This window comes from Streptomyces caniferus (assembly GCF_009811555.1).
GTDB classification, from domain to species: Bacteria; Actinomycetota; Actinomycetes; order Streptomycetales; family Streptomycetaceae; genus Streptomyces; species Streptomyces caniferus.
Genome location: NZ_BLIN01000003.1, coordinates 40,964 through 64,469, shown reverse-complemented (window position 1 = coordinate 64,469; position 23,506 = coordinate 40,964). Strand labels below are relative to the sequence as shown.

At 70.5% G+C, this 23,506-nt stretch carries 23 protein-coding genes and 1 pseudogene; 17 read left to right on the top strand and 7 right to left on the bottom strand.

From position 1 onward, the window contains the following. The first annotated feature begins 79 nt into the window (after positions 1-79). From Scani_RS09085 to ispG, 7 genes are all read left to right on the top strand, one after another. Complete coding sequence (locus Scani_RS09085) at positions 80-1,360, top strand: glycosyltransferase (protein WP_159472103.1); 1,281 nt, start codon at positions 80-82, stop codon at positions 1,358-1,360. Positions 1,361-1,422: 62 nt separating this feature from the next. After that, the gene (locus Scani_RS09080; protein WP_159472100.1) at positions 1,423-1,632 is read left to right on the top strand and encodes an MbtH family protein; all 210 of its coding nucleotides are present in this window, start codon (positions 1,423-1,425) and stop codon (positions 1,630-1,632) included. Between the two features lie 2 nt (positions 1,633-1,634). Further along, entirely contained in the window at positions 1,635-2,243 is a 609-nt protein-coding gene (locus tag Scani_RS09075) for a 4'-phosphopantetheinyl transferase family protein (protein ID WP_159472080.1), read from the top strand. A gap of 45 nt (positions 2,244-2,288) precedes the next feature. Then, complete coding sequence (locus tag Scani_RS09070) at positions 2,289-5,996, top strand: ABC transporter ATP-binding protein (protein ID WP_159472076.1); 3,708 nt, start codon at positions 2,289-2,291, stop codon at positions 5,994-5,996. Continuing rightward, positions 5,993-6,976 (top strand): 4-hydroxy-3-methylbut-2-enyl diphosphate reductase, encoded by a 984-nt coding sequence (locus Scani_RS09065; RefSeq protein WP_159472073.1) that lies wholly within the window; start codon positions 5,993-5,995, stop codon positions 6,974-6,976. Before Scani_RS09070 ends, Scani_RS09065 begins: the two co-directional genes overlap by 4 nt. 20 nt (positions 6,977-6,996) lie before the next feature. Beyond that, positions 6,997-8,790 carry a 1-deoxy-D-xylulose-5-phosphate synthase gene (locus Scani_RS09060; protein WP_159472070.1) on the top strand — a complete coding sequence of 598 codons (1,794 nt, stop codon included), beginning with the start codon at positions 6,997-6,999 and terminating at the stop codon, positions 8,788-8,790. 43 nt (positions 8,791-8,833) lie between these two features. Next, positions 8,834-9,964: a flavodoxin-dependent (E)-4-hydroxy-3-methylbut-2-enyl-diphosphate synthase gene (ispG, locus tag Scani_RS09055; protein WP_159472067.1), complete on the top strand. Its 1,131-nt coding sequence runs from the start codon at positions 8,834-8,836 to the stop codon at positions 9,962-9,964. A gap of 118 nt (positions 9,965-10,082) precedes the next feature. Here ispG and Scani_RS09050 read toward each other — a convergent pair whose 3' ends face one another. Continuing rightward, the gene (locus tag Scani_RS09050) at positions 10,083-10,595 is read right to left on the bottom strand and encodes a GNAT family N-acetyltransferase (protein WP_159472063.1); all 513 of its coding nucleotides are present in this window, start codon (positions 10,593-10,595) and stop codon (positions 10,083-10,085) included. 319 nt (positions 10,596-10,914) lie between these two features. Beyond that, entirely contained in the window at positions 10,915-11,487 is a 573-nt protein-coding gene (locus tag Scani_RS09045) for a TetR/AcrR family transcriptional regulator (protein WP_159472060.1), read from the bottom strand. A gap of 18 nt (positions 11,488-11,505) precedes the next feature. Here Scani_RS09045 and Scani_RS09040 point away from each other — a divergent pair, with 18 nt between their 5' ends. Next, positions 11,506-11,769: an antibiotic biosynthesis monooxygenase gene (locus Scani_RS09040; protein WP_246295647.1), complete on the top strand. Its 264-nt coding sequence runs from the start codon at positions 11,506-11,508 to the stop codon at positions 11,767-11,769. 154 nt (positions 11,770-11,923) lie between these two features. Here the strand turns inward: Scani_RS09040 and Scani_RS09035 are convergent, their stop codons facing one another. Then, entirely contained in the window at positions 11,924-12,283 is a 360-nt protein-coding gene (locus Scani_RS09035; RefSeq protein WP_159472057.1) for a hypothetical protein, read from the bottom strand. A 311-nt stretch (positions 12,284-12,594) separates the two neighbouring features. On the opposite strand from Scani_RS09035, the gene Scani_RS09030 reads away from it, so the two are divergent. Together Scani_RS09030 and Scani_RS09025 are read left to right on the top strand one after the other, a co-directional pair. Next, complete coding sequence (locus tag Scani_RS09030) at positions 12,595-12,765, top strand: hydrophobic protein (RefSeq protein WP_159472054.1); 171 nt, start codon at positions 12,595-12,597, stop codon at positions 12,763-12,765. 261 nt (positions 12,766-13,026) lie between these two features. After that, the gene (locus Scani_RS09025; protein ID WP_159472051.1) at positions 13,027-13,200 is read left to right on the top strand and encodes a CsbD family protein; all 174 of its coding nucleotides are present in this window, start codon (positions 13,027-13,029) and stop codon (positions 13,198-13,200) included. Positions 13,201-13,282: 82 nt separating this feature from the next. Here Scani_RS09025 and Scani_RS09020 read toward each other — a convergent pair whose 3' ends face one another. After that, positions 13,283-14,185, bottom strand: a complete 903-nt coding sequence (locus Scani_RS09020) for an RNA polymerase sigma factor SigF (protein WP_159472048.1) — start codon at positions 14,183-14,185, stop codon at positions 13,283-13,285. 565 nt (positions 14,186-14,750) lie between these two features. On the opposite strand from Scani_RS09020, the gene Scani_RS09015 reads away from it, so the two are divergent. Both Scani_RS09015 and Scani_RS40720 read left to right on the top strand, forming a co-directional pair. Further along, entirely contained in the window at positions 14,751-15,194 is a 444-nt protein-coding gene (locus tag Scani_RS09015) for an ATP-binding protein (RefSeq protein WP_159472045.1), read from the top strand. An 82-nt stretch (positions 15,195-15,276) separates the two neighbouring features. Further along, a pseudogene (locus Scani_RS40720) lies at positions 15,277-15,474 on the top strand (IMP dehydrogenase); the annotation flags it as partial. Between the two features lie 191 nt (positions 15,475-15,665). Here Scani_RS40720 and Scani_RS09005 read toward each other — a convergent pair. Next, entirely contained in the window at positions 15,666-16,817 is a 1,152-nt protein-coding gene (locus Scani_RS09005; protein WP_159472042.1) for an alkene reductase, read from the bottom strand. 113 nt (positions 16,818-16,930) lie between these two features. Here Scani_RS09005 and Scani_RS09000 point away from each other — a divergent pair, with 113 nt between their 5' ends. Next, a complete protein-coding gene (locus tag Scani_RS09000; RefSeq protein ID WP_159472039.1) occupies positions 16,931-17,866 on the top strand; it encodes a sigma-70 family RNA polymerase sigma factor in 936 nt (311 codons plus the stop codon). 241 nt (positions 17,867-18,107) lie between these two features. On the opposite strand, the gene Scani_RS08995 is transcribed toward Scani_RS09000, so the two are convergent. Beyond that, a complete protein-coding gene (locus Scani_RS08995) occupies positions 18,108-18,929 on the bottom strand; it encodes a maleylpyruvate isomerase family mycothiol-dependent enzyme (protein ID WP_246295644.1) in 822 nt (273 codons plus the stop codon). Positions 18,930-19,236: 307 nt separating this feature from the next. Here Scani_RS08995 and Scani_RS08990 point away from each other — a divergent pair, with 307 nt between their 5' ends. Continuing rightward, complete coding sequence (locus Scani_RS08990; RefSeq protein WP_159472036.1) at positions 19,237-20,067, top strand: M55 family metallopeptidase; 831 nt, start codon at positions 19,237-19,239, stop codon at positions 20,065-20,067. A gap of 305 nt (positions 20,068-20,372) precedes the next feature. Beyond that, on the top strand, positions 20,373-20,828 hold the full coding sequence (locus Scani_RS08985; RefSeq protein ID WP_159475573.1) for a GNAT family N-acetyltransferase: 456 nt from the start codon (positions 20,373-20,375) through the stop codon (positions 20,826-20,828). A gap of 124 nt (positions 20,829-20,952) precedes the next feature. On the opposite strand, the gene Scani_RS08980 is transcribed toward Scani_RS08985, so the two are convergent. After that, a complete protein-coding gene (locus tag Scani_RS08980; RefSeq protein ID WP_159472034.1) occupies positions 20,953-21,507 on the bottom strand; it encodes a hypothetical protein in 555 nt (184 codons plus the stop codon). A gap of 427 nt (positions 21,508-21,934) precedes the next feature. On the opposite strand from Scani_RS08980, the gene Scani_RS08975 reads away from it, so the two are divergent. Together Scani_RS08975 and Scani_RS08970 are read left to right on the top strand one after the other, a co-directional pair. Beyond that, positions 21,935-22,519 carry a short chain dehydrogenase gene (locus tag Scani_RS08975; protein WP_159472031.1) on the top strand — a complete coding sequence of 195 codons (585 nt, stop codon included), beginning with the start codon at positions 21,935-21,937 and terminating at the stop codon, positions 22,517-22,519. Positions 22,520-22,634: 115 nt separating this feature from the next. Beyond that, positions 22,635-23,396, top strand: a complete 762-nt coding sequence (locus tag Scani_RS08970; RefSeq protein WP_159472028.1) for a MerR family transcriptional regulator — start codon at positions 22,635-22,637, stop codon at positions 23,394-23,396. The last annotated feature ends 110 nt before the right edge of the window (positions 23,397-23,506 follow it).

Below are 23,506 nucleotides of genomic sequence, written 5' to 3'. Positions count from 1 at the left end.
GATCGCATCCAGCTCGCTATTGCCGGTCCGGCCTTAACGTGACGGGAGCTCGGAGTACATCGACGGGAGGATCCGGGGCGTGAAAGCATTGATATATTCCCACGGAAGTCGCGGGGATATTCAGCCGTATCTCGCACTGGCCTATGCCCTCAACCGGGCGGGGCATTCTGCCACGCTGGTCGGGCCGCGCCTGTACGGACCCTGGGTCGCCGAATACGGCGTTGATTTCGCCCCGGTCAATGACGAGGGCGTACGACTCCATTCGCGTCCCGACGTCCGCGAAATCCTCGTCAACAACGAGCGGTCGACGGACGAGTACCAAAAGGCCCGGGACCGTATCTTCCAGGAGATCTTTCCCCGGCTCTATCCGCTGATGCTGAAGGACATGTGGGACGCAACGGCCAGCGGCGCGGATCTCGTGATCCATTCGCACTCCTCGCGGCAGGCCGTGCACCAGATCGCCGAGAAACTGGGCGTCCCGCACGTCCTGGCGAGCCTCTACCCGCACTTCGTCGCCTCCCGCCGCTACCCCGCCGACGTCGGCACCTTCGACGAACGGCCCGACAACCTGGAGCAGCACGCCCAGGTCAACGACCGGCCCATCAAGGGCCCGCTGGCCGAGATGTTCGCCGGCTGGCGCACCGACGTCCTCGGACTGCCCCCGCGCGAGGGCTCCCTGGACAACAGGTTCCGCGCCGACGGAACCCCGGCACCCGTCCTGATGGGGTTCAGCCCGCACGTCCTCGAACCGGCTCCGGACTGGCCCGAGTGGGTGCACACCACCGGATTCTGGATGCTGCCCCCCACCCCCGGGTGGCGGCCCCCGCAGCGGCTGCTGCGCTTCCTGGAGAGCGGCGAGAAGCCCGTCTTCATCGGATTCGGCAGCCACTTGGGAATCGACCCCGAGCAGACCGGCCGGGCCGTCGTGGAAGCCGTGCGCCGGACCGGTGTCCGCGCGGTCGTCGTCACCGGCTGGGGCGGCGTCGTCATTCCGGACCCGCCGGAGCACCTTCTCGTCGCGGAGGAGATCCCGTACGACTGGCTGTTCCCGCAGGTGCGGGCCGTCGTCCACCCGGGCGGCACCGGAACGCACAACGCCGCGCTGAAGGCCGGTGTGCCCCAGGTGATCTGCCCCTTCCAGAAGGAGGGCGTCATGTGGGCCGACCATCTGCACGCCCTGGGAGTGGCCCCCGCGCCGGTCAGACACCGCGACCTGACCGCCGACTCGCTCACCGAGGCCCTCCACCTGGCACTGACCGATCCGGGCATCGCCCGCACGGTCGCCCGGCTCGCCGAGCGGACCGCTCCGGAGAACGGCGCCGAGAACGCGGTCCGCGTGCTCGAAAAGATCGTCGCGTAACCGCGCGGCCCACCTCTCACTCCGTAATCGCACACACCGAACCCACAGGAAAAGGCGAGGACATGACCAACCCGTTCGAGAACGAAGACGGCCGCTACCTGGTCCTGGTCAACGACGAGGGGCAGCACTCGCTCTGGCCCGGCTTCGCCGAGGTGCCCGCGGGCTGGAACGTGGCCCACACCGAGGACAGCCGGCAGGCGTGCCTGGACTACATCGAGGCGAACTGGACCGATATGCGCCCCGCCAGCCTGATCCGTCAGATGGCCGGCTGACCGTGCACTCCACCCTCCACACCACCCCTCGGCCCGACGACGGGCCGGTGACGGTGGTGTGGGGGGAGATGCCGCCCGGCACGGAGCGGGACGCCACCCACGCCGCCCTCCTGCACGCCGCCGCGGACCTGACGGGAGCCCCCGTCCACCGCATCCGGCTCGACCACGGGCCCGGCGGCCGTCCGCGGCTGACCGGCCCCGCCTCGGGACTGCGGGTGAGCGTGAGCCACACCCGGGGCGCCGGGGCGGTCGCCCTCAGCAGACACCGGCCGGTCGGCGTGGACATCGAGACCGTCCGCCCGTTCGCCGCCGGACCGCTGGCCCGGCGCTGGCTCGACGAGGCGTCCGCCGACTGGGTCGCCCGCAGCCCCCGAAGCGCCAGGGTCCGCGCCTTCCTGTGGCTGTGGACCCAGAAGGAAGCGATCGGCAAGGCACGGGGGCACGGACTGGGCGCGGGGGGTCTCACCCAGCCGCTCCCGCTCCCCGCGGACACGCTCCCCGGGCCGACGGGCCGGCTGCGCACGCTCCCGGACGATCCGCGCACCGCCTGTGCGGTGCTGCCGACCGGCTCGCGGCGGCACGTCCTGGCCCTGGCCGTCGGCGACGTCTGACGGCCCGTAACCCTCCACCCACCCACAGACGAAGGGAGCCGGCCAGTGGCGAGGCACGCCCGTGACAGAGCCGGTGGACGCGGCGGCTGGCTCCGCCGCACCGCCGGCTACTGCCTGCGGCACCCCGGCGGACTGCTGCTCTCGCTCGTCGGCGCGCTCGGGGCCACGGCGGTGAGCGTGGGGGTCCCCCTGGTCACCAAGGTGGTCATCGACGAGGTCATCGTCCACCCCACCCGCCCGCTCCTGCCGTGGATCGTCCTGCTGGTGGTGGCGGCGGTGGCCGGCTACGGCCTGACCTTCCTGCGCCGCTACTTCGCGAGCCGGCTCGCCGCCGATGTCCAGCACGACATGCGGACGGACTTGTTCCGATCCCTTGCCCGTCTGGACGGTGCGCGCCAGGACGAATGGGGCACCGGTCAGCTCGTCGGGCGCGCGACCAGCGACCTCACCATGGTCCACGGCCTGGTCATGGTCATCCCCGCCATGGTCACCAACCTCGCCACCCTCGGCGCCGCGGTGACCGTGATGGGCGTGCTCTCCCCCCGGCTCACCCTGGTCGCACTGGGCATGATCCCCGCGCTGTGGTTCCTCGCCCGGCGCAGTCAGCCCCGCATGCTGAAGGCCGCCTGGGAAGCCCAGGACCGGACCGCCGCACTGGCCGGAGTGGTGGACAGCTCCGTCGCCGGCATCCGCGTGGTCAAGGGCTTCGGCCAGGAACGGCAGGAGCTGGCCCGGCTCACCGCGGCGGCCCGCCGGCTGTTCTCCGGACGGCTCCGGGTCCTGCGGCTCACCGCACGCTACGAGCCGGTGCTCCAGGCGATACCCGCGCTGGCCCAGGTCGCCGTCCTCGCCCTCGGCGGCTGGATGGCGCTCCGCGGCGAGCTCTCGCTCGGCACCTTCGTCGCCTTCTCCGCCTACCTCGCCCAGCTCGTCGTCCCGTTGAGCATGCTGGTGGGCCTGCTGAGCGCCGTCCAGCAGGGCGCCGCCGCGATCAACCGGGTCCTCGATCTCGTCACGGCCCGGCCGACGCTGACACAGGGACGCGAGCGGCTGCCCGCGCAGTCCCCCCTCGAAGTCGTCTTCGACCGCGTCACCTTCGGCTACGACCCCGACCGCCCCGTCCTCGACGACTTCTCCCTGCGGATCGCCCCCGGCGAGACGGTCGCCGTCGTCGGCAGTCCCGGCTCGGGCAAATCGACCCTGTTCCACCTGCTGGCCCGGCACTACGACCCCACCGGGGGCGCGGTGCGGATCGGCGGAACCGACATCCGCGAGTTCACCTTCGACGCCCTGCGCGGCGCCCTGGGGGCGGTCCCCGAGGAGACCTTCCTGTTCGCCGCGAGCGTCCGCGACAACATCGCGTTCGGCCGTCCGGACGCGAGCGACGCCGAGATCCGCGCCGCCGCCCGCATCGCGCAGGCCGACGCGTTCGTCACGGCCCTCCCGGACGGCTACGACACACCGGTGGGGGAGCGCGGCCAGTCCCTCTCCGGTGGCCAGCGGCAGCGCATCGCACTCGCCCGCGCACTGCTCACCGAGCCCCGGCTGCTGGTGCTGGACGATGCGACCTCCGCCGTCGACACCCATGTCGAGGCCGCCATCCACGACGGGCTGCGCGCCCTGATGGCGGGCCGCACGACGCTGATCACCGCCCGCCGCAAATCCACCCTCGCCATGGCGGACCGGATCGCCGTGCTGGACGGCGGCCGGCTGGCCGACACCGGGACCCACACGGAACTCCTGGCACGCTGCCCGCTCTACCGCGACCTCTTCCACGGCACGGGACCCGAGGCCCGGGAACGGGCCGAAGCCCCCGCCGCGGCAGCTCCCGCAGCCCCACCGCACCGTCAAGGCCCCCCTCCCGAGCCGGAGCCCGCCCCCGCCGGCCGTCCCGCGCCGTCCGCCGCCGAGCACACCCCTGACGTGGACGAGGCCGCCGCGACCCGGGACACCGGAGGCCGGTTCGGCCTGCGTGATCTGCTGCGCGGCTTCGGGATCCCGCTCGCCCTCGGCCTGCTCCTGGTCGTCGCCGACGCGGCCGGCGGCCTGGCCCAGCCCTACGCCGTCCGGCAGGGCGTCGAGGCGTCCCTCGGCTCCGCCCCCGCCGCCCTGTGGGCAGCCTGCACCGGCGCCCTGCTGATCGTCCTGCTGCGCTGGGCGGCCCAGTGGGGATCCCTGCGGACGACCGGCCGCACCGGCGAACGCGTGCTGTACGCCCTGCGCCTGCGGGTCTTCGCACACCTGCACCGGCTCGGCCTCGACCATTTCGAGAAGGAGTCCGCGGGCCGGACCATGACCCGGATGACCACAGACGTGGACTCCCTGTCCGCGTTCGTGCAGAGCGGACTCGTCGCGCTCCTGGTCAGCCTGCTCACCCTCACCGGGGTGACGGTGGCGCTGCTCCTCGTGGACTCCTCGATGCTGCTGGTCGTCCTGCTGTCGCTGCCTGTCCTCTACGGCGCCACGGCCGTGTTCCGCAGACGCTCCGTCCGGGCCTACAGCCTGGCCAGGGAGCGCACCGCCGTGGTCAACGGCACCTTCCAGGAATCCGCTGCGGGCATGCGGACCGCCCAGCTCTTCCGCCGCGAGGACGCCGTCGTGCGCCGGTTCACCGACGACAGCCTGGCCTACCGCCGGGCCCGGGTGCGCTCGCAGTTCCTGATGGCGCTGTACTTCCCGTTCATCCAGTTCCTCGCCGCCCTGGTGGCCGCCCTGGTGCTGGCCCTCGGGGCCGGGCGGGTGGCCGACGGCTCGATGGCGGTCGGCACCCTCGTGGCGTACCTGCTCTACCTGGAGCTCTTCTTCACCCCGGTGCAGCAGCTCTCCCAGCTCTTCGACAGCTACCAGCAGGCGCGGGTGTCCCTCGGCAGGCTCAAGGAACTGCTCGAACTGCGCAGCTCCACCCCCGAGTCCAGCGCCCCCCTGGAGGTCCGCCGACTGCGCGGGGAGATCGTCTTCCAGAACGTGCACTTCCGCTACCCCACCGACGACGAGGCGGCGGGCACGGTCGGCCTGGAGGGCGTCGACCTGCACATCCCCGCGGGACAACGGGTCGCGTTCGTCGGCGAGACAGGGGCGGGCAAGACCACCCTGGTGAAGCTGGCCGCCCGGTTCTACGATCCGGACCGCGGCGCGGTGCTCGTCGACGGCACCGACCTGCGCGCCCTCGACCTGACCGGCTTCCGGCAGCGGCTCGGCGTCGTACCGCAGGAGGCGTACCTCTTCGCCGGCACGGTCCGCGACGCCATCGCGTACGGCCGCCCCGACGCCACCGACGCGGAGGTCGAGGCCGCGGCACGGCAGACCGGCGCGCACCAGGTCATCACCGGGCTCGACGGCGGCTACCGGTACAACGTCGCCGAGGGCGGACGCAACCTCTCCGCCGGGCAGCGGCAGTTGATCGCCCTGGCCCGGGCCCAGCTCGTACAGCCCGACATCCTGCTCCTCGACGAAGCCACCTCGTCCCTGGACCCGGCGACCGAAGCGCTGGTCGGCCGGGCCACCGAACGGCTCACCGCACGCCGCACGGCACTGATCGTCGCGCACCGGCTCACGGTCGCCTCCCGCGCCGACCGGATCGTCGTCCTCGACCGGGGCCGGCTGTGCGAGGACGGCACACACGAGGAACTCCTCGCCCTGGGCGGGCGCTACGCCAAGCTCTGGCGCGCCCACGAGGCACGGCCGGCCCAGGCCTCCACCCCCGTTCCGACCGTGCCCGCTCATGGGCTCCAGATGCAGGAAAGGCTCCAATGACCGCACAGCAGCGCATCGTCCTGGCCGAGCCGAGAGGGTTCTGCGCGGGCGTACGCCGCGCCATCGGCATCGTGGAGCGCGCCCTGGACCTGCACGGCGCGCCCGTCTACGTGCGCAAGGAAATCGTGCACAACCACTACATCGTCGGCGAACTGGAAAAGCGCGGCGCGGTGTTCGTCGACAGCGAGGAGGAGGTACCCGAGGGCGCGGTCTGTGTCTTCTCCGCGCACGGCGTCTCCCCGGCGGTGCGCGACGCCGCGGACGACCGCCGGCTCGAGGTCATCGACGCCACCTGCCCCCTCGTGGCCAAGGTGCACCAGGAGGCGGTGCGCTTCGCCCGCGACGGCCGGACCATCCTGCTGGTCGGCCACGAGCACCACGAAGAGGTCGAGGGCGTCCAGGGGGAGGCCCCCGAGCGGACGATCGTGGTGGAGACGGAGGAGGACGTCGCCCGGCTCGACCTGCCCGACGACACCCCCGTGGCCTGCCTGACCCAGACCACCCTGTCGTTCGACGAGACCGCCAAGGTCGTCGCGGCCCTCCACCGTCGGTTCGACGACATCACCGGGCCGCACGGCGACGACATCTGCTACGCCAGCCAGAACCGCCAGAACGCCGTCAAGTCCCTGGCCCGCGCCCACGATCTGGTCCTGGTGGTCGGCTCCCTCAACTCCAGCAACTCGCTGCGCATGGTCGAGGTCGCCCGCGACCACGGCTGCGCCGCCCACCTGGTGCCCGACGCGAGCCATCTGGACGAGCGCTGGCTGGAGTCGGTGACCACCATCGGCATCAGCTCCGGCGCCAGCGCCCCGGAGATCCTGGTAAGCGGCCTCGTGGACCGTCTCGCCTCGCTCGGCTACCCGGACGTCCAGGTGGACACCGGCGCCACCGAGGACGTCGTCTTCGCCCTGCCCGCCCGACTCGCGGACCCGGTCACCGGCCGCATCCCCCGTACCCCTCTGGCCGATGAGGCCCGTTGACGACCAGCATTGGAAGAGCCATGCCGTCACTCGACTCGATACAAGGACCAGCGGACCTGCGGGCACTGAACGCGGCCGAGGTGCGTGAACTGGTCCCCGAGATACGCACGTTCCTCGTGGACACGGTCAGCCGTACCGGCGGACACCTGGGCCCCAACCTGGGCGTGGTCGAGCTGACCCTCGCCCTGCACCGGGTCTTCGAATCGCCCCGGGACACCCTCCTGTGGGACACCGGCCACCAGACGTATGTGCACAAGCTCCTCACCGGCCGGGCCGGGCGGTTCGACACCCTGCGGCAGCCGGACGGCCTCTCCGGATACCCCTCCCGCGCCGAATCCGAGCACGACATCATCGAGAACTCCCACGCCTCGACCGTGCTCTCCTACGCCGACGGGCTGGCGAAGGCCCACCATGTGCGGGGGATCACCGACCGGGCCGTGGTCGCCGTCATCGGCGACGGCGCGCTGACCGGCGGCATGGCCTGGGAAGCCCTGAACAACATCGCGGCCGCGCCGCACCGTCCGGTCGTCATCGTGCTGAACGACAACACCCGCTCCTACGCCCCGACCATCGGCGGCCTCGCCACCCACCTCTCCCACCTGCGCACCCCCGGCGACACCGCCCCGCCCGGCGTCTTCGCGAACCTGGGCCTGACCCACCTCGGACCGGTCGACGGCCACGACGTCACGGCCCTCGAAGACGCCCTCCGGCAGGCCGCCGCGCTCCGCCGGCCCGTCGTCGTCCACTGCGTCACCGAGAAGGGCCGCGGCCACGCCCCCGCCGAACAGCACGAGGCGGACCGCTTCCACGCGGTACGCGCCCGGCCCGCCACGCCCGCCGCCCCCGACCGCGCCCCCTCGCCCAGCTGGACCTCCGTCTTCGGCGCGGAACTCGCCGCACTCGGCGCCGCCCGGCCGGACCTCGCCGCGGTGACGGCAGCCATGCTGGAACCCACCGGACTGGCCGAGTTCGCCCGGCGCTTCCCGGAGCGCACCTTCGACGTCGGCATCGCCGAACAGCACGCCGTCACCTCGGCCGCGGGTCTCGCCCTGGGTGGACTCCACCCCGTCGTCGCCGTCTACGCCACCTTCCTCAACCGGGCCTTCGACCAACTGCTGATGGACGTCGCCCTGCACGGCGCGCCGGTGACCTTCGTCCTCGACCGGGCGGGCGTGACCGGGGACGACGGCGCCTCCCACAACGGCATGTGGGACCTGTCCCTGCTGTCCCTGGTCCCCACCCTCCGGGTGGCGGCTCCCCGCGACGCCGTCACCCTGCGCCGGGCGCTGCGCGAGGCCGTCGCCATCGACCATGCACCCACCGCGCTGCGCTTCCCCAAGGGCCCGGTCGGCGCCCCCGTCCCGGCCGTCGATTCCCTCGCCGGCCTGGATGTCCTCCACCGCTCCGGACCGTCGGACGTCCTCCTCGTGGCCATCGGCACCATGGCCGGCGCCTGCGTCGAGGCCGCCAACCGCCTGACGGAGTACGGCGTCGGCGTCACGGTGGTGGACCCCCGGTGGATCAAACCGGTCGCACCCGCCCTGGTCGAGGAAGGGCTGCGCCACCGGACGGTGCTCACGGTGGAGGACAGCGGCCGCACCGGCGGCGCAGGCGCCGCCGTGGCCCAGGCGCTCGCCGACGCGGGCGCCCCCGCTCCCGTACGCACTCTCGGCATCCCCCAGCGCTTCCTGCCGCACGGCACCCGCGACGGCATCCTCGCCCGCAGCGGACTGACGGCCGAGGGAGTCTGCCGTGCGGCCGTCGACGCCCTGTCCCGCCACGGCACCGTCGCCGAGGCCGCCGCCGAGCGGTAGACGCGGTCCGCGCACTCCACCCGAGGAAGAGAAGAGAAACGTCATGACGGTCCCGCTCGGAATGCCCGCACCTCCCGCGCCGACGCTCGGAACCCGCCGCAGAACGCGTCAGCTCCACGTCGGGCCGGTCGGTGTCGGCAGCGACTTCCCGATCGCCGTGCAGTCGATGACCACCACCGTCACCGCCGACGTGAACGCGACGCTCCAGCAGATCGCCGAACTCTCCACGGCCGGCTGCGACATCGTGCGGGTCGCCTGCCCGTCGCAGGACGACGCGGACGCCCTGGCCGCGATCGCCGCCAAGTCGCCGATCCCGGTGATCGCGGACATCCACTTCCAGCCCCGGTACGTCTTCGCGGCGATCGAGGCCGGCTGCGCCGCGATCCGGGTGAACCCCGGCAACATCAAGAAGTTCGACGACCAGGTCAAGGACATCGCCCGGGCCGCCAAGGACCGCGGGACACCGATCAGGATCGGCGTCAACGCGGGATCCCTGGACGCCCGTCTGCTGGCCAAGCACGGCCGGGCCACCCCCGAGGCGCTCGTCGAGTCCGCGCTGTGGGAGGCGTCCCTCTTCGCCGAGCACGACTTCCACGACCTCAAGATCTCGGTCAAGCACAACGACCCCGTGATCATGGTGCGGGCCTATGAACTCCTCGCCGAGGCATGCGACTACCCCCTGCATCTCGGCGTCACCGAGGCCGGCCCCGCCTTCCAGGGCACCGTGAAGTCCGCCGTCGCCTTCGGCGCGCTGCTCCGCCAGGGCATCGGCGACACGATCCGGGTCTCGCTCTCCGCACCACCGGTCGAGGAGATCAAGGTCGGCACGCAGATCCTGCAGGCGCTCAATCTGCGCCCCCGCAAGCTCGACATCGTCTCCTGCCCCTCCTGCGGCCGCGCCCAGGTGGACGTCTACAAGCTCGCGGCCGAGGTCACCGCCGCCCTGGAGGGGATGGACATCCCGCTGCGGGTGGCCGTCATGGGCTGCGTCGTCAACGGCCCCGGCGAGGCCCGCGAGGCCGACCTCGGCGTCGCCTCCGGCAACGGAAAGGGCCAGATCTTCGTCAGGGGCGAAGTGATCCGCACCGTACCGGAATCCCGGATCGCCGAGACCCTCATCGAGGAGGCCCTCCGGCTCGCCGAATCGGGCGAGTTCGCACCGGTCGCCGGGTGACGCCGGCGCCCCCGCATCGCGACCGCGGGGGCGCCCGCCGTGCGGCCAACCGCCGCACGGCCGTCGGGGGACCGGCGGCGAGGTGCTCCGCCGCCGATCCCCGCCGATCCCCGCCGGGCTATCGCCGGGACGGGTCCGGCGCCGTGACGCGGAAGCGGGCCGTGGTGGCATCCTCGCTGCAGCGCCGCAGTCCGGCCTTTTCGAGTACCCGGACCGAGGCCGGGTTCGACAGTTCCACGTCCGCCTGCACCGTATGCACGCCGGGCGCGCTCAGGGCGAACTCCACGATGGCCCGGCCCGCCTCGGAGGCGTACCCCCGGCCCCGCCGCGAGGCGACGATGCCGTATCCGAACTCGACGCAACCGTCGTGCGGAGGCCAGAACAGGCCGATGGACCCGATCACCAAGCCGCTGGACCGCTCGACGATCTGGCGGTGGCCGTACTCCGTCAGACCCTCCGGCGCCTCGATGAGGAAGCCGGCGATGACACGGTCGCCTTCGGCGGGGAAGTCCCCCGCCCAGTGCGCCGGCCGGGCATCACGGACAACAGCGGTGAGCTCGGCGGTGGACCACGGCCGCAGCACGAGGCGGTCAGTGGTCAGATCGGTACCGTCGAGAGAGAAAGAAGACACACAGGGCTCCTGGTCGTTTCAGACGACCGGGCCGCCGCCAAACCCCAGGGCGACCCGGACATGGGCATGCTGATGAAGCGTCCGGCGGGCCATATTCATCAACCTCCCTCAACGGTCGCCACGCACCTTGCGTGCCAGCGGAAGGTATCAACCGGCGCCGGACACTTCCAGTGAATTGCTAACCGGCCGGGCCCGGTCAGCCACCCCGTCCCTCGGACTCCAGCTCGCCCGCTCCATCCGGCCGAGCGCCGTACGGGACGTCGCCACCAGGGGCCGATGGTCGTCAGACCTCGCTCTGCCCGACGGGCACTGCGGCCCCTCAGGAACCGTGGCCGTGCGGGCGTTTGAGCAGGAGGTCGGAGGCATGGAGGAGGACCTCGGCGCGGTCCCGGTTGCCGTGGTGAGAGGCGAGGAAGTGGTTGCCGATCGCCAGACAGAAGGCCAGCAGGCTGCGGGCCTCGGCCTCGTCGGGGTCGGCGCAAATGCTGCCGAACAGCTCACGCGCGTAGTCCATGCGCCGGTTGTCGACACGGCGCAGGCGCGCGGCGACCGACTCGTCACGACGTGCCCAGTCGCGAACGGCGAGGTCGATCGGCAGCAGACGGTCGCTGGAGAAGGTGAGCCGGCCCGCGTGCTGGATCTTCGCCCGAGCGTCACCGCCCTCGCGCTCGACGCGGTCGCGCACCTCGTCGACGCTCTCGCGCTCCCAGGTGTCGAGCATCGCCTCCAACAGCGCGTCGCGATGGGGGAAGTGCCCGTAGAACCCGCCCTTGGTGACGCCGAGCGTCCGCGCGAGGCTCTCGATCCGGACGGCGTCCGGGCCGCCGGCGGCCAGTGCCAGCAGGCCCTGCTCGATCCAGCTGCTGCGGGGTGTGCGGGTGACGGCGGGCATGTCCCCAGTATCGCCCGCGTGCAACACGCCGTGGACGTTCTGCGGACGACACCGGGCTGCCTGTCCGCCGCATGCTGGGTCACGGCCGAGGGCGAATCCGTCGTCTCCACGGCCCAGTTCGCCTCCGACGAGGCTCTCGCGGCATCGTTCGCCGCGGCCCACGAAGCCGGCGTCGACTTCGCCTACGACGAACGCGAACGACTCCCGCGTCAGGTCCTCACCCTCCGCCCGCCGACGGCCCTGCCGGAGGAGACATCCGTGACCATGCCGACCAGCGGATGACGCGGCGGCAACGCGACCGGTGACGGACGGCAGCACGAGCCACGAGCGCGCACACGGCCCACCATTGGGCCCGGTCATCAGCGTGGCGCGCACCCCGGGCCGGAAGCTCGCCCTCCTCGAGGAACCGCTCGCCACGGTCGAGACCGCCCGTCGGCTACGGGTTATGGCTGACCACACCGTGCTCCGCCAGCCACTGGCTCAGCTCCCGTAGACGCAGAAGCGGGACTTCGCCGCCCCACTCCTCCCAGTCCAGCCCTCCGTCCAGGTGATGGGTGAGCACGCCGAGAACCCTGCCCCGCTCGCCCCGGACCGTGAAGGTCACATCGCCCCAGCACATACAGGTGAAGGGATCGGCTGTCAGGTCGGTCTCCAAGAGGCCCGCCAGTTCGGCGATCTCGACGACGCCCCCCACCATGACGGACCGCTCGCCGTCCCTGGGCCACCGAGAACACACCTCGACTGAACGGGCCCCTGCCCACAGGGCATCGACCTGCCGCAGACCGACCCCACGCATACACCGCTCCTCTCTCGATACGGCCCCGACATCCCATCATCCCGTTCCCCCGTGATGGCTCGCATGCTTCTTTTGCCTCGTGCTTCGCATGCACTGCCGCCTACGTCCTTGTCCCCCCGGCGCGGTGCCGCTGATGAGGTCCGTAAAGCCGGCGACGTCGACGGGGCGCCGCGATCGCGGCCTGCTCTTCAAGGTCGACCCGCCCGTGTGAGCGCGGCTGTTTATGCCCTGCATAAAGCCCGAGAAACATCGTCGATCGTTTGCGTAGGAGGTCAAAGGCGGGGCACATGACAGATCGGAGGTTGATAAATATGGTTCCCCTGCTTCTCGTTCTTCTTCTCGCACTGCTCCTTTTCGGTGCCGGTTTCGCTCTCAAGGCCCTGTGGATCGTCGCGGTCATTGTGCTGGCATTCTGGCTGCTGGGATTCGTGATGCGTTCTGCGGGTGCCGGCGGTAAGCGCGGCCGGTGGTACCGCTGGTAGCCGTCCCCCTCACAAGCCGCTGGGCGGTCAGACAGGAAAACTGTCTGACCGCCCAGCGGCTCTTTTGCGTCCCCTCTCCTCCGAGGCGTCATCCGCTCCCGAAGGGGTGAAAGAAAACCCCGGCCCGGAGCAGTTGTCGTTTCTGCGGATTCTTCGCCGTGGCGAGGCTTCGGGTAGATTTGGCGTCTGCCCGCAACCCCTTTCCTTTTCGTCGGAGTAATCTGGGCACCAGAGCGTTTCCGTCCACGAAAGGACAGCGTCATGAGCGCCAGCGAAAAGGCCAAGGCCAAGGCCGAGCAGGCCGCCGGCAAGGTGAAGGAGGAAGCGGGGCGCACGGTCGGTAACGAGAGTGCCGCGGTGGAAGGCTCGGCGAAGAAGTCCAAAGGGGACCTTCGCGACGCCAAGGAGAAGATCAAGGACGCCTTCAAGGACTGAACGGCCGACGGACGTGTGGGTGGGCCCCGGTATCAAGACCGGGGCCCACCCACACGTCCGTCGGCCGACCGGCCGGGGAGGCCTACGCCTGGCTGAGCATTCCCTCGCGCAGTCGGGCAAGGGCACGGGTGAGAAGCCGGGAGGTGTGCATCTGGGAGATGCCCAGCTCGCTGCCGATCTGCGCCTGGGTCATCTCCTGGCCGAAGCGAAGTTCGAGGAGGTGCCGGTCGCGCTCGCCGAGCTGCTCCAGGAGCGGCTTGAGGGTGTGCAGGTCCTCGATGAGGTCCATGTCGGGGTCGCGCTCGCCGATCAGGTCGGCGAGCGGGGTGTCGTTGCCGTCGTCGTTGAGGGTGACGTCGATGGAGGAGGCGTTGTAGCCGTTGGCGGCCACCTGCCCTTCGACGACCTCGTCCTCGCTGATGCCCAGCTCCGCGGCCAGCTCACCGACCTTCGGGTCCCGGCCGAGCCGCCCGGAGAGCTTCTCGTTGGCCCGGGCCAGGTCGACGCGGAGTTCCTGCAGACGGCGCGGCACCCGCACGTCCCAGGTGGTGTCGCGGAAGAACCGCTTCATCTCGCCGGTGATGTAGGGGATGGCGAGGGTGGTGAACTCGACGTCGCGGGAGAGGTCGTAGCGGTCGATCGCCTTGATCAGCCCGATCGTGCCGACCTGCATGATGTCGTCCATGTCGTCGCCGCGGTTGCGGAAGCGCCGGGCGGCGTAGCGGACCAGGGAGAGGTTCATCTCGATGAGGGTGTTGCGCGCGTACTGGTACTCCTGCGTGCCCTCCTCGAGCGTCTCCAGCCGCCGGAAGAACATCTGCGTCAGCTCCCGGGCGTCCCGGGGAGCGATGTTCTGCGGGTCCTCGACATGCGGCAACTCTCCCGGCAGTGCAACCGGTGCCGGGCGAACGTCAACTGCTGCGTCCTGGGCGTGGACTGCCGAGTCCTGGGCGTGGACTGCAGAGGTCGCGAGGCTGGCACCCATCGTTCCGATCCCTCCTGCTGCGGTTGCTCCGATCACGCGAGCAGGTACCCCCGCCCCGGCCGTCTATGCACGTCCGTCCGGAACTCAGGAAGTCCGGAACTTCGGCCCTCGGGTACTCCGGAAATCCGGGCGACTCCACCGGCCTCCGGGAACGTCAGGAAACTGCCCAACGCTACACAAAGGGGAAGCCGCATAAGGGGGCAACAAGCCGAGGCCCTCTCGGCGGCCGGTGGCGTCGTACTCGCCACGGTCGCCCAGCTCGCCGGCGAAGAGAAGAGCTGCTCACCCGAGTCCTCCGCAGGCTTCCCCCGGCTACGCGCTCCTCTTCCCGCCGGGCCCTGCCGACGAGCCACCGCCGCAGCGGTACCGCCCCCGCCCCCGGCCCGAGGACTCCGTCGGAACGCATCGGTCACCGCGCCGGTGGCACACGCGGTACTGCTTCCGAGATGCTGCATCCGAGTGCGACCCAGAGTGCGCCTCCGGGACACGACTGAAACGACAAGCCGGGGGTATGCGCGCAACAGCGCACGTGGCAAGCTCGTGCGCCGAACAGCGGTGGAGATGCATGAATCAGGCAGCGCCGAACACGAAAGAACACCGGCCGTGGGCCGCGCCGACGATCTCGGCCTATGCCGCCTTCGATGCCGGCACCGAGTCCATCGCCGCCGCCCGTACCTTCGCACGGGACTTCCTGACCCAGGTGCAGTCCCATCACGGCCTGCCGGTGTCCTCCCGGGTACTGGGGACGGGGCAGCTCGTCGTCAGCGAACTGGTCACCAACGCCTGCAAGTACGCGCCCGGACCGTGCCTCGTCGACCTGGAGATCGTCGGCGCCATGCTGGTCATCACGGTGTGGGACACCGATCCCCACCTCCCGGACGCCCGCCCCGCGGACCCGGAACGGATCGGCCGGCACGGCCTGGAGATCGTCCTTGCGGTCTGCGACGACTTCGACGTTCAGCGAGAGCCGGTGGGCAAGCGGATCAAGGTCGAGATCCCCCTGGCCTGACGCACGAGTACGGCGCCACCGACCTCATCGCCCAGCGCGGCGACCAGAGCGTTGAGCGCATCGGCGCTCGACGGCCAGAAGCTTCTTCTCCCACGCGGCGATGCGCTGAGGGCCGGCCCCGGTGCGACGGTTCCTGCCGGACCGAATCACTCGCGTTCTCCCCTGCCGGATGAACCCGGGCAAGGTCTTCGACTCACCCTGCCACTGCGCCCCCCAGGTCGCCGAGGGCTACCGCGCGATGGACGGACGCCGCGCCATCAAGACGCTGCTCCGCCCGTAACCCGACGCCGCGGGGGACACGCCACATCCCACCCGACTCGTCCCCACGGGCCCTGTGGTTCGCCCTCCCTCCCCACGCCCCTGGGCACCGCTCGACACGCCGATCGTCGACATACAACGCGGCCTCACCCCCTCGGCGTGGACCCGGGCGGCGGCACGGACCGCCCGCGGCGACCATCGACGGCCACGCCCTCATGTTCGCCGTGCCGCTGCCTCCTCCCGTGGTGCGTCCTGCCAGCTGCTGGCGGGGTAGTCGACGTAGCCGTCCGCTCCGCCGGTGTAGTAACTGTCACGGTCTCCGGTTGCCAGTGCCCGGCCCAGGGCGAAGCGGGTGACGAGGTCCGGGTTGGCGATGAAATGTGTCGCGAAGGACACGGCATCGGCATGGCCGGACTGGATGAGGGCGTTGGCCGACTCGCGGTCGAAACCGTTATTCGCGATCACCGGGCCGTGGAACTGCCGTCGGTACCGGGCGATCGCCCCGACATCGGGAGTGAGGTCCGGCGCGCTCAGGTCTCGTCCGCGAAGGTGCAGGTAGGCCACCGGATGGCGATTGAGCTCGGTCACGAGGGCGTCGTAGTCGGCGAGCGTCTCCTCGTCTGCCCGGAAACGGTCCCCAGCCGTCCAGTACGGACCCAGGCGAACCCCCACGCGCCGTCCTTCCCACGGCGCGGCCACCGCATCGATGATCTCCAGGAGCAGGCGCCGCCGGCCGCCGCGGTCGCCGCCGTAGGCGTCGGTGCGACGGTTCAGCCGGGGGTTGAGGAACTGCGCGATGAGGAACGAGCCGAGGGCGCCGATCTCCACCCCGTCGAACCCCGCGAGCCGGGCATTCACCGCGGCGGCACGGTAGTCGGCGACGGTGGCCGCGATGTCGGCTGTGGTCATCTCCCGGGGAGTGACGGTGTCCTTGAACCCGCTGGGGGTGAACGAGCTGACGTGGGGATTGATCGCCGACGGGCCGGCGGGCAGCTGTCCGGCGAGGTGATCGGGGTGCGAGGCGGCACCGGTGTGCCAGAGCTGCAGCACGATGCGGCCGCCGAGGGCATGCACGACATCGGTGACGCGCCTCCACGCGATCACCTGCTCGTCGCTGTAGATGCCGGGGACGTTGACGAAGCCGATCGCCTGTTCGCTGACCCAGGTCGCCTCGGTGATGATCAGCCCGGCCCCGGCCCGCTCGGCGTAGTAAGCGGCATGCATCGCGGTCGGGACCAGCCCGTCGTCCGCTGCGCGGGCCCTGGTGACCGGGGCCATCACCACCCGGTTGGGCAGTGCAAGGTCTCCGAGCTCCGCTCGTCGCAGCAGCGGCTGTCCGAGGTCCGGCACCACGGCAGTGATCATGGTCTTCTCCTCCTCGTGTGGGGGCCGGCCGGGCGCTTGGACGAGGCTGCGGTCACGTCGGCCCTGTTGTATGCGTCATCTCGGTGACGAAGCCCGAAAGCGAAAGGTGACCCATGGACCAGCAGGACGGGCCGGCGGACGAGCAGGACGGCCCGGCGAACGGGCAAGACCGGCTGGCGCAGCGATTCGAGACCTGTCGAAGCCACCTGCGGGCGGTCGCCTACCGGCTGCTCGGCTCACTCAGCGAGGCGGACGATGCTGTCCAGGAGGCCTGGCTGCGGCTCAGTCGCACCGACGCCGACAGCATCGAGAACCTGCCCGGCTGGCTGCACACGGTCGTCTCCCGCCTGTGCCTGGACATGCTGCGCTCGCGCTCCTCGCGACGAGAGGAACCCCTGGAGCAGCAGCTGACCCACCGCGCCTCGGCCGGCGGCGAAGCGGAAGCCCGCAGCGACCCGGAGGAGGCAGCGGTCATGGCCGAATCGGTCGGCCGCGCACTGCTCGTGGTCCTGGACACGCTCACCCCGGCCGAACGGATCGCCTTCGTCCTGCACGACACCTTCGCCGTGCCGTTCGACCAGATCGCGCCCGTCGTGGATCGCTCACCGGCGACGACGAAGAAGCTCGCCAGCCGCGCGCGCCACAAGGTACGCGGCACCCCCTCGGTTTCCCCAGCCGACCTCGCCCGGCAACGCCGGGTCGTCGAGGCCTTCCTCGCCGCCGCGCGCGACGGCGACATGGAAGGTCTCCTCGCCGTGCTGGCCCCGGATGTCGTCCGCCGAGCCGACCGTGCGGCCGTGCCGCCGGGCATCGCGACAACCGCACACGGTGCCCACACCGTGGCCGAACAGACCGTTGTCCTCCGACGCCGGGCAGAGTTCGCCGAACCGGCGCTCGTGAACGGAGCCGTAGGCGTGGTGGTGGCCCCGCGCGGACGGCTGCTGCTCGCCCTCACCTTCACGGTCGAGGACGAGAAGATCACCCAGTACGAAGTGATCGCCGCCTCTTCCAGCCTTGAGCTGCTGGACCTGGCCGTCCTCGATACGTGACGCACCCGGCTCACCCGGGGCGCAGCACTGACGAGGTGGAACCGGTGTGGGACGCACGCCGTACGGGGCGCCGATGATGAGGGTCTGCGGTGGCGGTGGGGGGGGCATGCTTACGGCTTCCCGCTTACGGCTCTCTGCTGACGGCTTCTTGCGGCCCGCCTCTCCGCTGCCCGCTTTCCGTTGCCCGCTCGTCCTGGCCTGTCCCCGTCGCCCGCCGCCCCCCCGCCCGCCAGCCGTTGGCTCAAGGTGCCTTGAAGAGCGCCGGAAAGCGGGGCGCGAGCCAGGGCTTGCGGCCCCGGACGAGGATCCGGCCCTGGGCGAGGGCGCTCCACTGGCCGCGGCGGCCGAGTGCCATCAGGAGGAAGGTGACCGGCTCGATGAAGATCGTGCAGTCCGGGCGGTTCGGTGGCTGCGAGTCAACGGACACCGCGCCGCTGCTCACTGTCACGCCGAAGCGGGCCCCGCCCCACAAGCTGATCGCGTAGCAGGCGGTCAATGCGGCGGTGCGGGCGGAGTCGGTCACCCGCGGCATGGCCGTGATCAGGAACGGCAAGGTCAGCTCGACCCGGGCACGGTCGATCATGTGCGGACGACCCAGTGCGCGGGCGAGGTCATAACCGTGGCCCAGCATGTGCGTGAGCAGGTACGACCCCAGGACGTCCGGCCCCATCGGCCCCAGCGGGGTGACGACGGTCCCTTCCGTGGCCCCGTCGTCCCACGCCCTCAGATAGGCATCGGCCTGCGCCACGATCATCGCGGCCAGCGGTTCGGCCCTCCGCTCGTCGAACTCGGCGAGCGCTCGCTCGTTGGCCCCGGCGAGACTCTGCGGCGTGCCGTCCCCGTAACTGCGTGCATGTCCCGCCGCGATGTCGGCCATCAGTTCATTGGCCTGCGCCAGATGCGCCGCCGCCTCCCAGACGGTCCACTCCGACCGGGGCACCGGAAGCCCCATGTCGGCGCCCCCGCGCAGCAGCCCGGCGATCTCCTCGGCGGTCTGGCGTATGGCCGCACCGAGCCCCTCGGGCAGAGTGCCCCGTACGTCCCGCCCAGCCACTGGTTCCACGCCGTTCCATCCTCGGTCTCGTACCCGCGCCGGATGCGCGCGCCATGGGCGGCGAACGCGTCACGGATCACCGGGGAACAGGAGACCAGGCATCAATGGCTGCGACAAGACCCTGAACAGCGAGGCCGGAGGCCGGTGGCAGCACAGCGGACCGGCAGCGCAGTCCAGCGGACCGGCACGGGTGGAATGTCGAGAGACGGACCTCTTTCCCCTCTCCGGGCTCGCGCGCAGTAGCGAAGCGTCATCTCGAACCGTGACCCCGCGCTCAACGTCTCCAAGAGAGATCGACTACTCAGGAGCGTGCGGTATGCGGATCTACATCTGTGCCGATATGGAAGGCATCACCGGACTCGTCGACGCAGACGATGTGCAACCCGGCGGCAGGGACTATGAACGCGGGCGGACGATGATGACCGAGGACGTCAACGCGGCGGTTCGTGGCGCCTTGACGGCCGGTGCCACCACAGTCACCGTCAACGATGCGCACGGGCCGATGCGCAATCTGCTTCCCGACGCGCTGCACCCGGCCGCCCGGCTGGTCCGTGGCAAGCCCAAGCTCATGAGCATGCTCGAAGGACTCGATGCCACCTACGACGCGATGGTCTGCATCGGCTTTCACTCCCGCGCTGGCACCCTGGGCGTACTGAGCCACAGTTTCATGGGCCACGAGATCGAGGACATGTGGCTCGACGAGCGGCCTGTGGGGGAAATCGGCTTCACCCACGCCACCGCCGCCGCGCTCGGAGTCCCGGTCGTGATGCTGTCCGGTGACGACGCCGGCTGCGCAGAGATGACCGCCTGGGATCCCAGCGTCACCTGCGTCGCCGTCAAGTACGCAAACGACCGGTTCGCGGCCGACTTGTCGCCTGTGGCCGAAGCGCGCCAAGCCATCGAGGCAGCGGTCGCCGACAGCCTCACCACCCGGCCCGCCGCCATGACCCCGAGCTCCCACACCGCTACTCTCGTCGTCCGTTGGCAGTCGGCATCGGTCGCCGCCACGCTGCTCGGCATCCCCGGCGTCACCTCAGCCGACAGCCGCACGGTCCAGGCCAGTGGCACGTTGCCGGACCTCTACCGACAGTTCGGCGTCTGGACGCGCGTTGCCACCGCCCTCACCCACCAGGCACCGTACTGCTGACACTGGCACTGGCACTGGCACTGGCACTGGCACCGACACCGAGGCGAACGGCGCTCACTGCACCTGAACTCTGCCTGCGGGTCTGCCGAGCAGCCTCCGCCGCAGCGCTGCCTCGGCTGTGCTGTTGGTGGCTCATATGCCTGGTCGTGCCCTCAAGATCGGCATAGCCTCGGTGCGGACCATTTCGGAACACAGCTCCGACAGCCGGCGCGACACCTGGGGGACCGGGAGTCCGAAGGAAGCCATGAGACCAGGGTCGGCCGGGAGCTCGAAGTCGGCCAGGAGCCCGAAGAAGGATGAGCATGGTGAAGATCGCGGTAGATGACCTGTCCGGCCCGGAGATCGCCGAGTTCCTCGACGAACACGTTCAACAGATGCGATCCCGCACGCCGCTGGAGAGCAAGCATGCCCTTGATCTCGACGGTCTCCGGAAGCCGGAGGTAACCCTCTGGTCGGTCATGGACGGTGACACCTTGGTGGGCTGCGGTGCGCTCAAGAGGCTGGACGCGGACCACGCGGAATTGAAGTCGATGCGTACCCGGCCCACGCGACAGAGAAGCGGGGTCGCCTCCCGGCTGCTGGTGCACATCGTCGGCGAAGCTCGGCGCATGGGGTTCACTCGGCTCAGCCTGGAGACCGGTTCGGACGAGTTCTTCCTGCCTGCCCGGAGGCTGTACGAGAAGTATGGCTTCCAGAACTGTGAACCGTTCGCGAACTACCAACCGGACCCGAACAGCACCTTCATGACAAGGACCCTCTGACCGACGTTGCCCAACGCGCCCATCCCCAACCTGACCCGACCCGACCGCCGAACCCGGAAACACGAAGTCCGGGCCTCTCACCCGGCCGAATCGACCGGACACGGTTTCGCCGCCCGCACCCGCGCTACCCGACCCGCGACCTCCGCCCCTCCACTTCCTCGGCGGTCATCGGGGCATGAATGCTGTAGACGTCTCCTACTCGCAGATTGTCCGGAGTGCTGTACTCGCCATAGGTGCCGATGACGGACACGGCCACCTGGGAACCGGGCTGCCAGAAAGTACGGAAGTGGGGCGCGTTCGCCGGGATTTCCGGGACCTCCAGCAGAGGAACACCGCGCCGCTCCAGTAGGCGTCGTAGCTTCTCGAACCGAAGCCTGGGCGCGAACCGCCCGTACTGGGCGCGGAGCGCCTCGTTGGCAAGGGTGCGGTTCCGGTACGCGAGTCTGTGCACCTGCAGAGTGAAATGGTGGCCAGCCCAGGGGCAGTCGGCGGAAGCGCGGCCCCAGAAGAACTCGGCGAGGCCGTAGTCACGCCACATGCTGCGGCCGCCGACGGTGTTCTCAGCGAAGTCCGCCCCCAGAATGCTGGTGACGCGGTTGGGAGTTTCCGCGGGGCCCAAGCCGAGCACGGTGCCGGTCGTGACGACGTCCACGTAGAACGCCAGGGAGTACGGGGTCAAACTGATCCTCGATGCGTGCGGTCCAACTTGATGAGGGGCGGACGGCTCACTGAAGGTGTGAACCGCGTGGACCCAACTTCCCTGTAAGCCTGGGGACTTCAGGTGATGCGACACCCTCACTGGCCCCGTAGCCCAGCTTCTGGTCGGCCCGGCGGAACCATACTCCACCCGGTCACCTCGCCACTCCCACAACCACCCGGACCCACACCCCCACGCCCCCTACGCCGCCGTCCTCTCGCCCATCCGCCCACCGGCCGCCCGCAGCGAGTGGAACCTCCGCAGGCCGCCCCGCGCCTCAGCAGACACGTACACGCACAAGTACCCGTACAAGTACCCGTACACGCACGGTGCGGCCGACACGGAAGATGAGCCGGAACCCGAGAAGAAATTCGGCACCGCGTCCAGCCCGCACTGACATGCTCGACGCATGAAGGTACTCGTGATCGGGGCGACAGGAACGATCGGCAGCGCTGTCGTCAGCGCGTTGGAGGCTTCTCATCAGGTGGTCAAGGCATCGCGCACAGGGCCGGTGAGGGCGGATCTGGAGGACCCGCCCTCGTTGGACGCGCTGTTCCGGGAGGTGCCGGAACTCGACGCGGTGGTGTGCTGCGCCGCGAGCGGCCCGTTGGTGGACCTGGAGTCGGCGGCGGATGACGAGATCGCTGCCGCAGTACGCGGCAAGCTGCTCGGGCAGGTGGCCCTGGCCCAACGGGCCGTCCGTCATCTCCGGGACGGCGGCTCCATCACGTTGACCGGCGGCACCTTCCCCGCTCCACTGGCCGGCGGATCGCTCGGGGCGCTCGTCAACACCGGACTGGAAGGATTCGTCCGCAACGCTGCCGACGAACTGCCCCGCCGTCTGCGGATCAATCTCATCAGCCCTGGCTGGATCAAGGAGACCCTGGAACGTATGGGTGCGGACGGGACCGACGGTACTCCCGTCGCCGAGGTGGCCCGTGCGTATGTGGCGGCCGTGGAAGGTGCCGTGCACGGCGAGACCATGCGCCTGTGACCGGGCTGGGCGGGAATCCTGGGTGCGGGGCTTGAAGCTGCCGCTGCGGCAGCTTCTACCGTTCTGACCAGGGCCGGAGAGACCGGCCGGTGAAGCAGGCGTGTAGGAGGCGGCTATGGCCTGGCCCATCGCGGAGGTCGCCCGGATGTCGGGAGTGACGGCCCGGACGTTGCGGCACTACGACGAGATCGGCCTGCTGCCACCGGCCCGGATCGGGACCAACGGCCACCGCTACTACGAGGAGCACCAGCTACTGCTGCTGCAACAGATCCTCGTACTCAGGGCGCTGGGCCTGGGACTGCCCGAGATCGGCCGAGTCCTGGCCGCGCAGGTCGACGAACTGGAGGCCTTGCGCGGCCACCACCGGCGGCTGATCGCCGAGCGCGACCGGCTCGACGCGTTGGCCACCACCGTCTCCCGCACGATCACCGATCTGGAGCAATCCAGGAAGGACGGCACGCCCATGACCAGCATCAACCGACCGGAGAACCTGTTCGAGGGTGTCCAGCCCGCCCAGTATGCGGAGAGCCTGCACGACTTCCCGGAACTGGCCGAGAAGATCGAGCAGCGCACCGCGACGATGAGCCAGGCCGAGATCGAAGCCGGGCACCGCGCACGCACGGCGCAGATGATCCGGCTCGCCGAGCTTCTGGCCGCCGGCGTACCCGCCGACGCTGCCCCGGTGCAGACCGAGATCGACCTCCAATACCGGGCGCTGTCCGAGCTCCGAACGGTCTCTGCCACGGAGTACCGCGCGATCGGGCGCTCCTGTGTGGAGAACGAGCCGTGGCGCGCGGCGTACGAGGCGATCGCGCCGGGCCTGGCTCAGTACCAGCGAGACGCCATGGAGGCGTACGCCGCCGCCCGGCTGAGCTGAGCCGGCACCGGCCGCCGGCATCAGGCCCGTCCGATTGGGCTGGGCGACTGCTCGGGTGCGGCGGCGTCGGAGTGGACGGCATGAGCGAGGCCGGATTCCCGATGAGAACG

Excerpts from the sequence above, each read along its gene's own strand:
- Scani_RS09005 (WP_159472042.1), bottom strand. The coding sequence starts at position 16,817 with ATGATCACTGCCGTGGTGCCGGACCTCGGACAGCCGCTGCTGCGACGA.
- Scani_RS09045 (WP_159472060.1), bottom strand. The coding sequence starts at position 11,487 with ATGCCCGCCGTCACCCGCACACCCCGCAGCAGCTGGATCGAGCAGGGC.
- Scani_RS08990 (WP_159472036.1), top strand. The coding sequence starts at position 19,237 with ATGCGGATCTACATCTGTGCCGATATGGAAGGCATCACCGGACTCGTC.
- Scani_RS09060 (WP_159472070.1), top strand. The coding sequence starts at position 6,997 with ATGCCGTCACTCGACTCGATACAAGGACCAGCGGACCTGCGGGCACTG.
- Scani_RS09080 (WP_159472100.1), top strand. The coding sequence starts at position 1,423 with ATGACCAACCCGTTCGAGAACGAAGACGGCCGCTACCTGGTCCTGGTC.
- Scani_RS09035 (WP_159472057.1), bottom strand. The coding sequence starts at position 12,283 with ATGCGTGGGGTCGGTCTGCGGCAGGTCGATGCCCTGTGGGCAGGGGCC.
- ispG (WP_159472067.1), top strand. The coding sequence starts at position 8,834 with ATGACGGTCCCGCTCGGAATGCCCGCACCTCCCGCGCCGACGCTCGGA.
- Scani_RS09020 (WP_159472048.1), bottom strand. The coding sequence starts at position 14,185 with ATGGGTGCCAGCCTCGCGACCTCTGCAGTCCACGCCCAGGACTCGGCA.
- Scani_RS09065 (WP_159472073.1), top strand. The coding sequence starts at position 5,993 with ATGACCGCACAGCAGCGCATCGTCCTGGCCGAGCCGAGAGGGTTCTGC.
- Scani_RS09000 (WP_159472039.1), top strand. The coding sequence starts at position 16,931 with ATGGACCAGCAGGACGGGCCGGCGGACGAGCAGGACGGCCCGGCGAAC.
- Scani_RS08975 (WP_159472031.1), top strand. The coding sequence starts at position 21,935 with ATGAAGGTACTCGTGATCGGGGCGACAGGAACGATCGGCAGCGCTGTC.
- Scani_RS09015 (WP_159472045.1), top strand. The coding sequence starts at position 14,751 with ATGAATCAGGCAGCGCCGAACACGAAAGAACACCGGCCGTGGGCCGCG.
- Scani_RS09030 (WP_159472054.1), top strand. The coding sequence starts at position 12,595 with ATGGTTCCCCTGCTTCTCGTTCTTCTTCTCGCACTGCTCCTTTTCGGT.
- Scani_RS09025 (WP_159472051.1), top strand. The coding sequence starts at position 13,027 with ATGAGCGCCAGCGAAAAGGCCAAGGCCAAGGCCGAGCAGGCCGCCGGC.
- Scani_RS08970 (WP_159472028.1), top strand. The coding sequence starts at position 22,635 with ATGGCCTGGCCCATCGCGGAGGTCGCCCGGATGTCGGGAGTGACGGCC.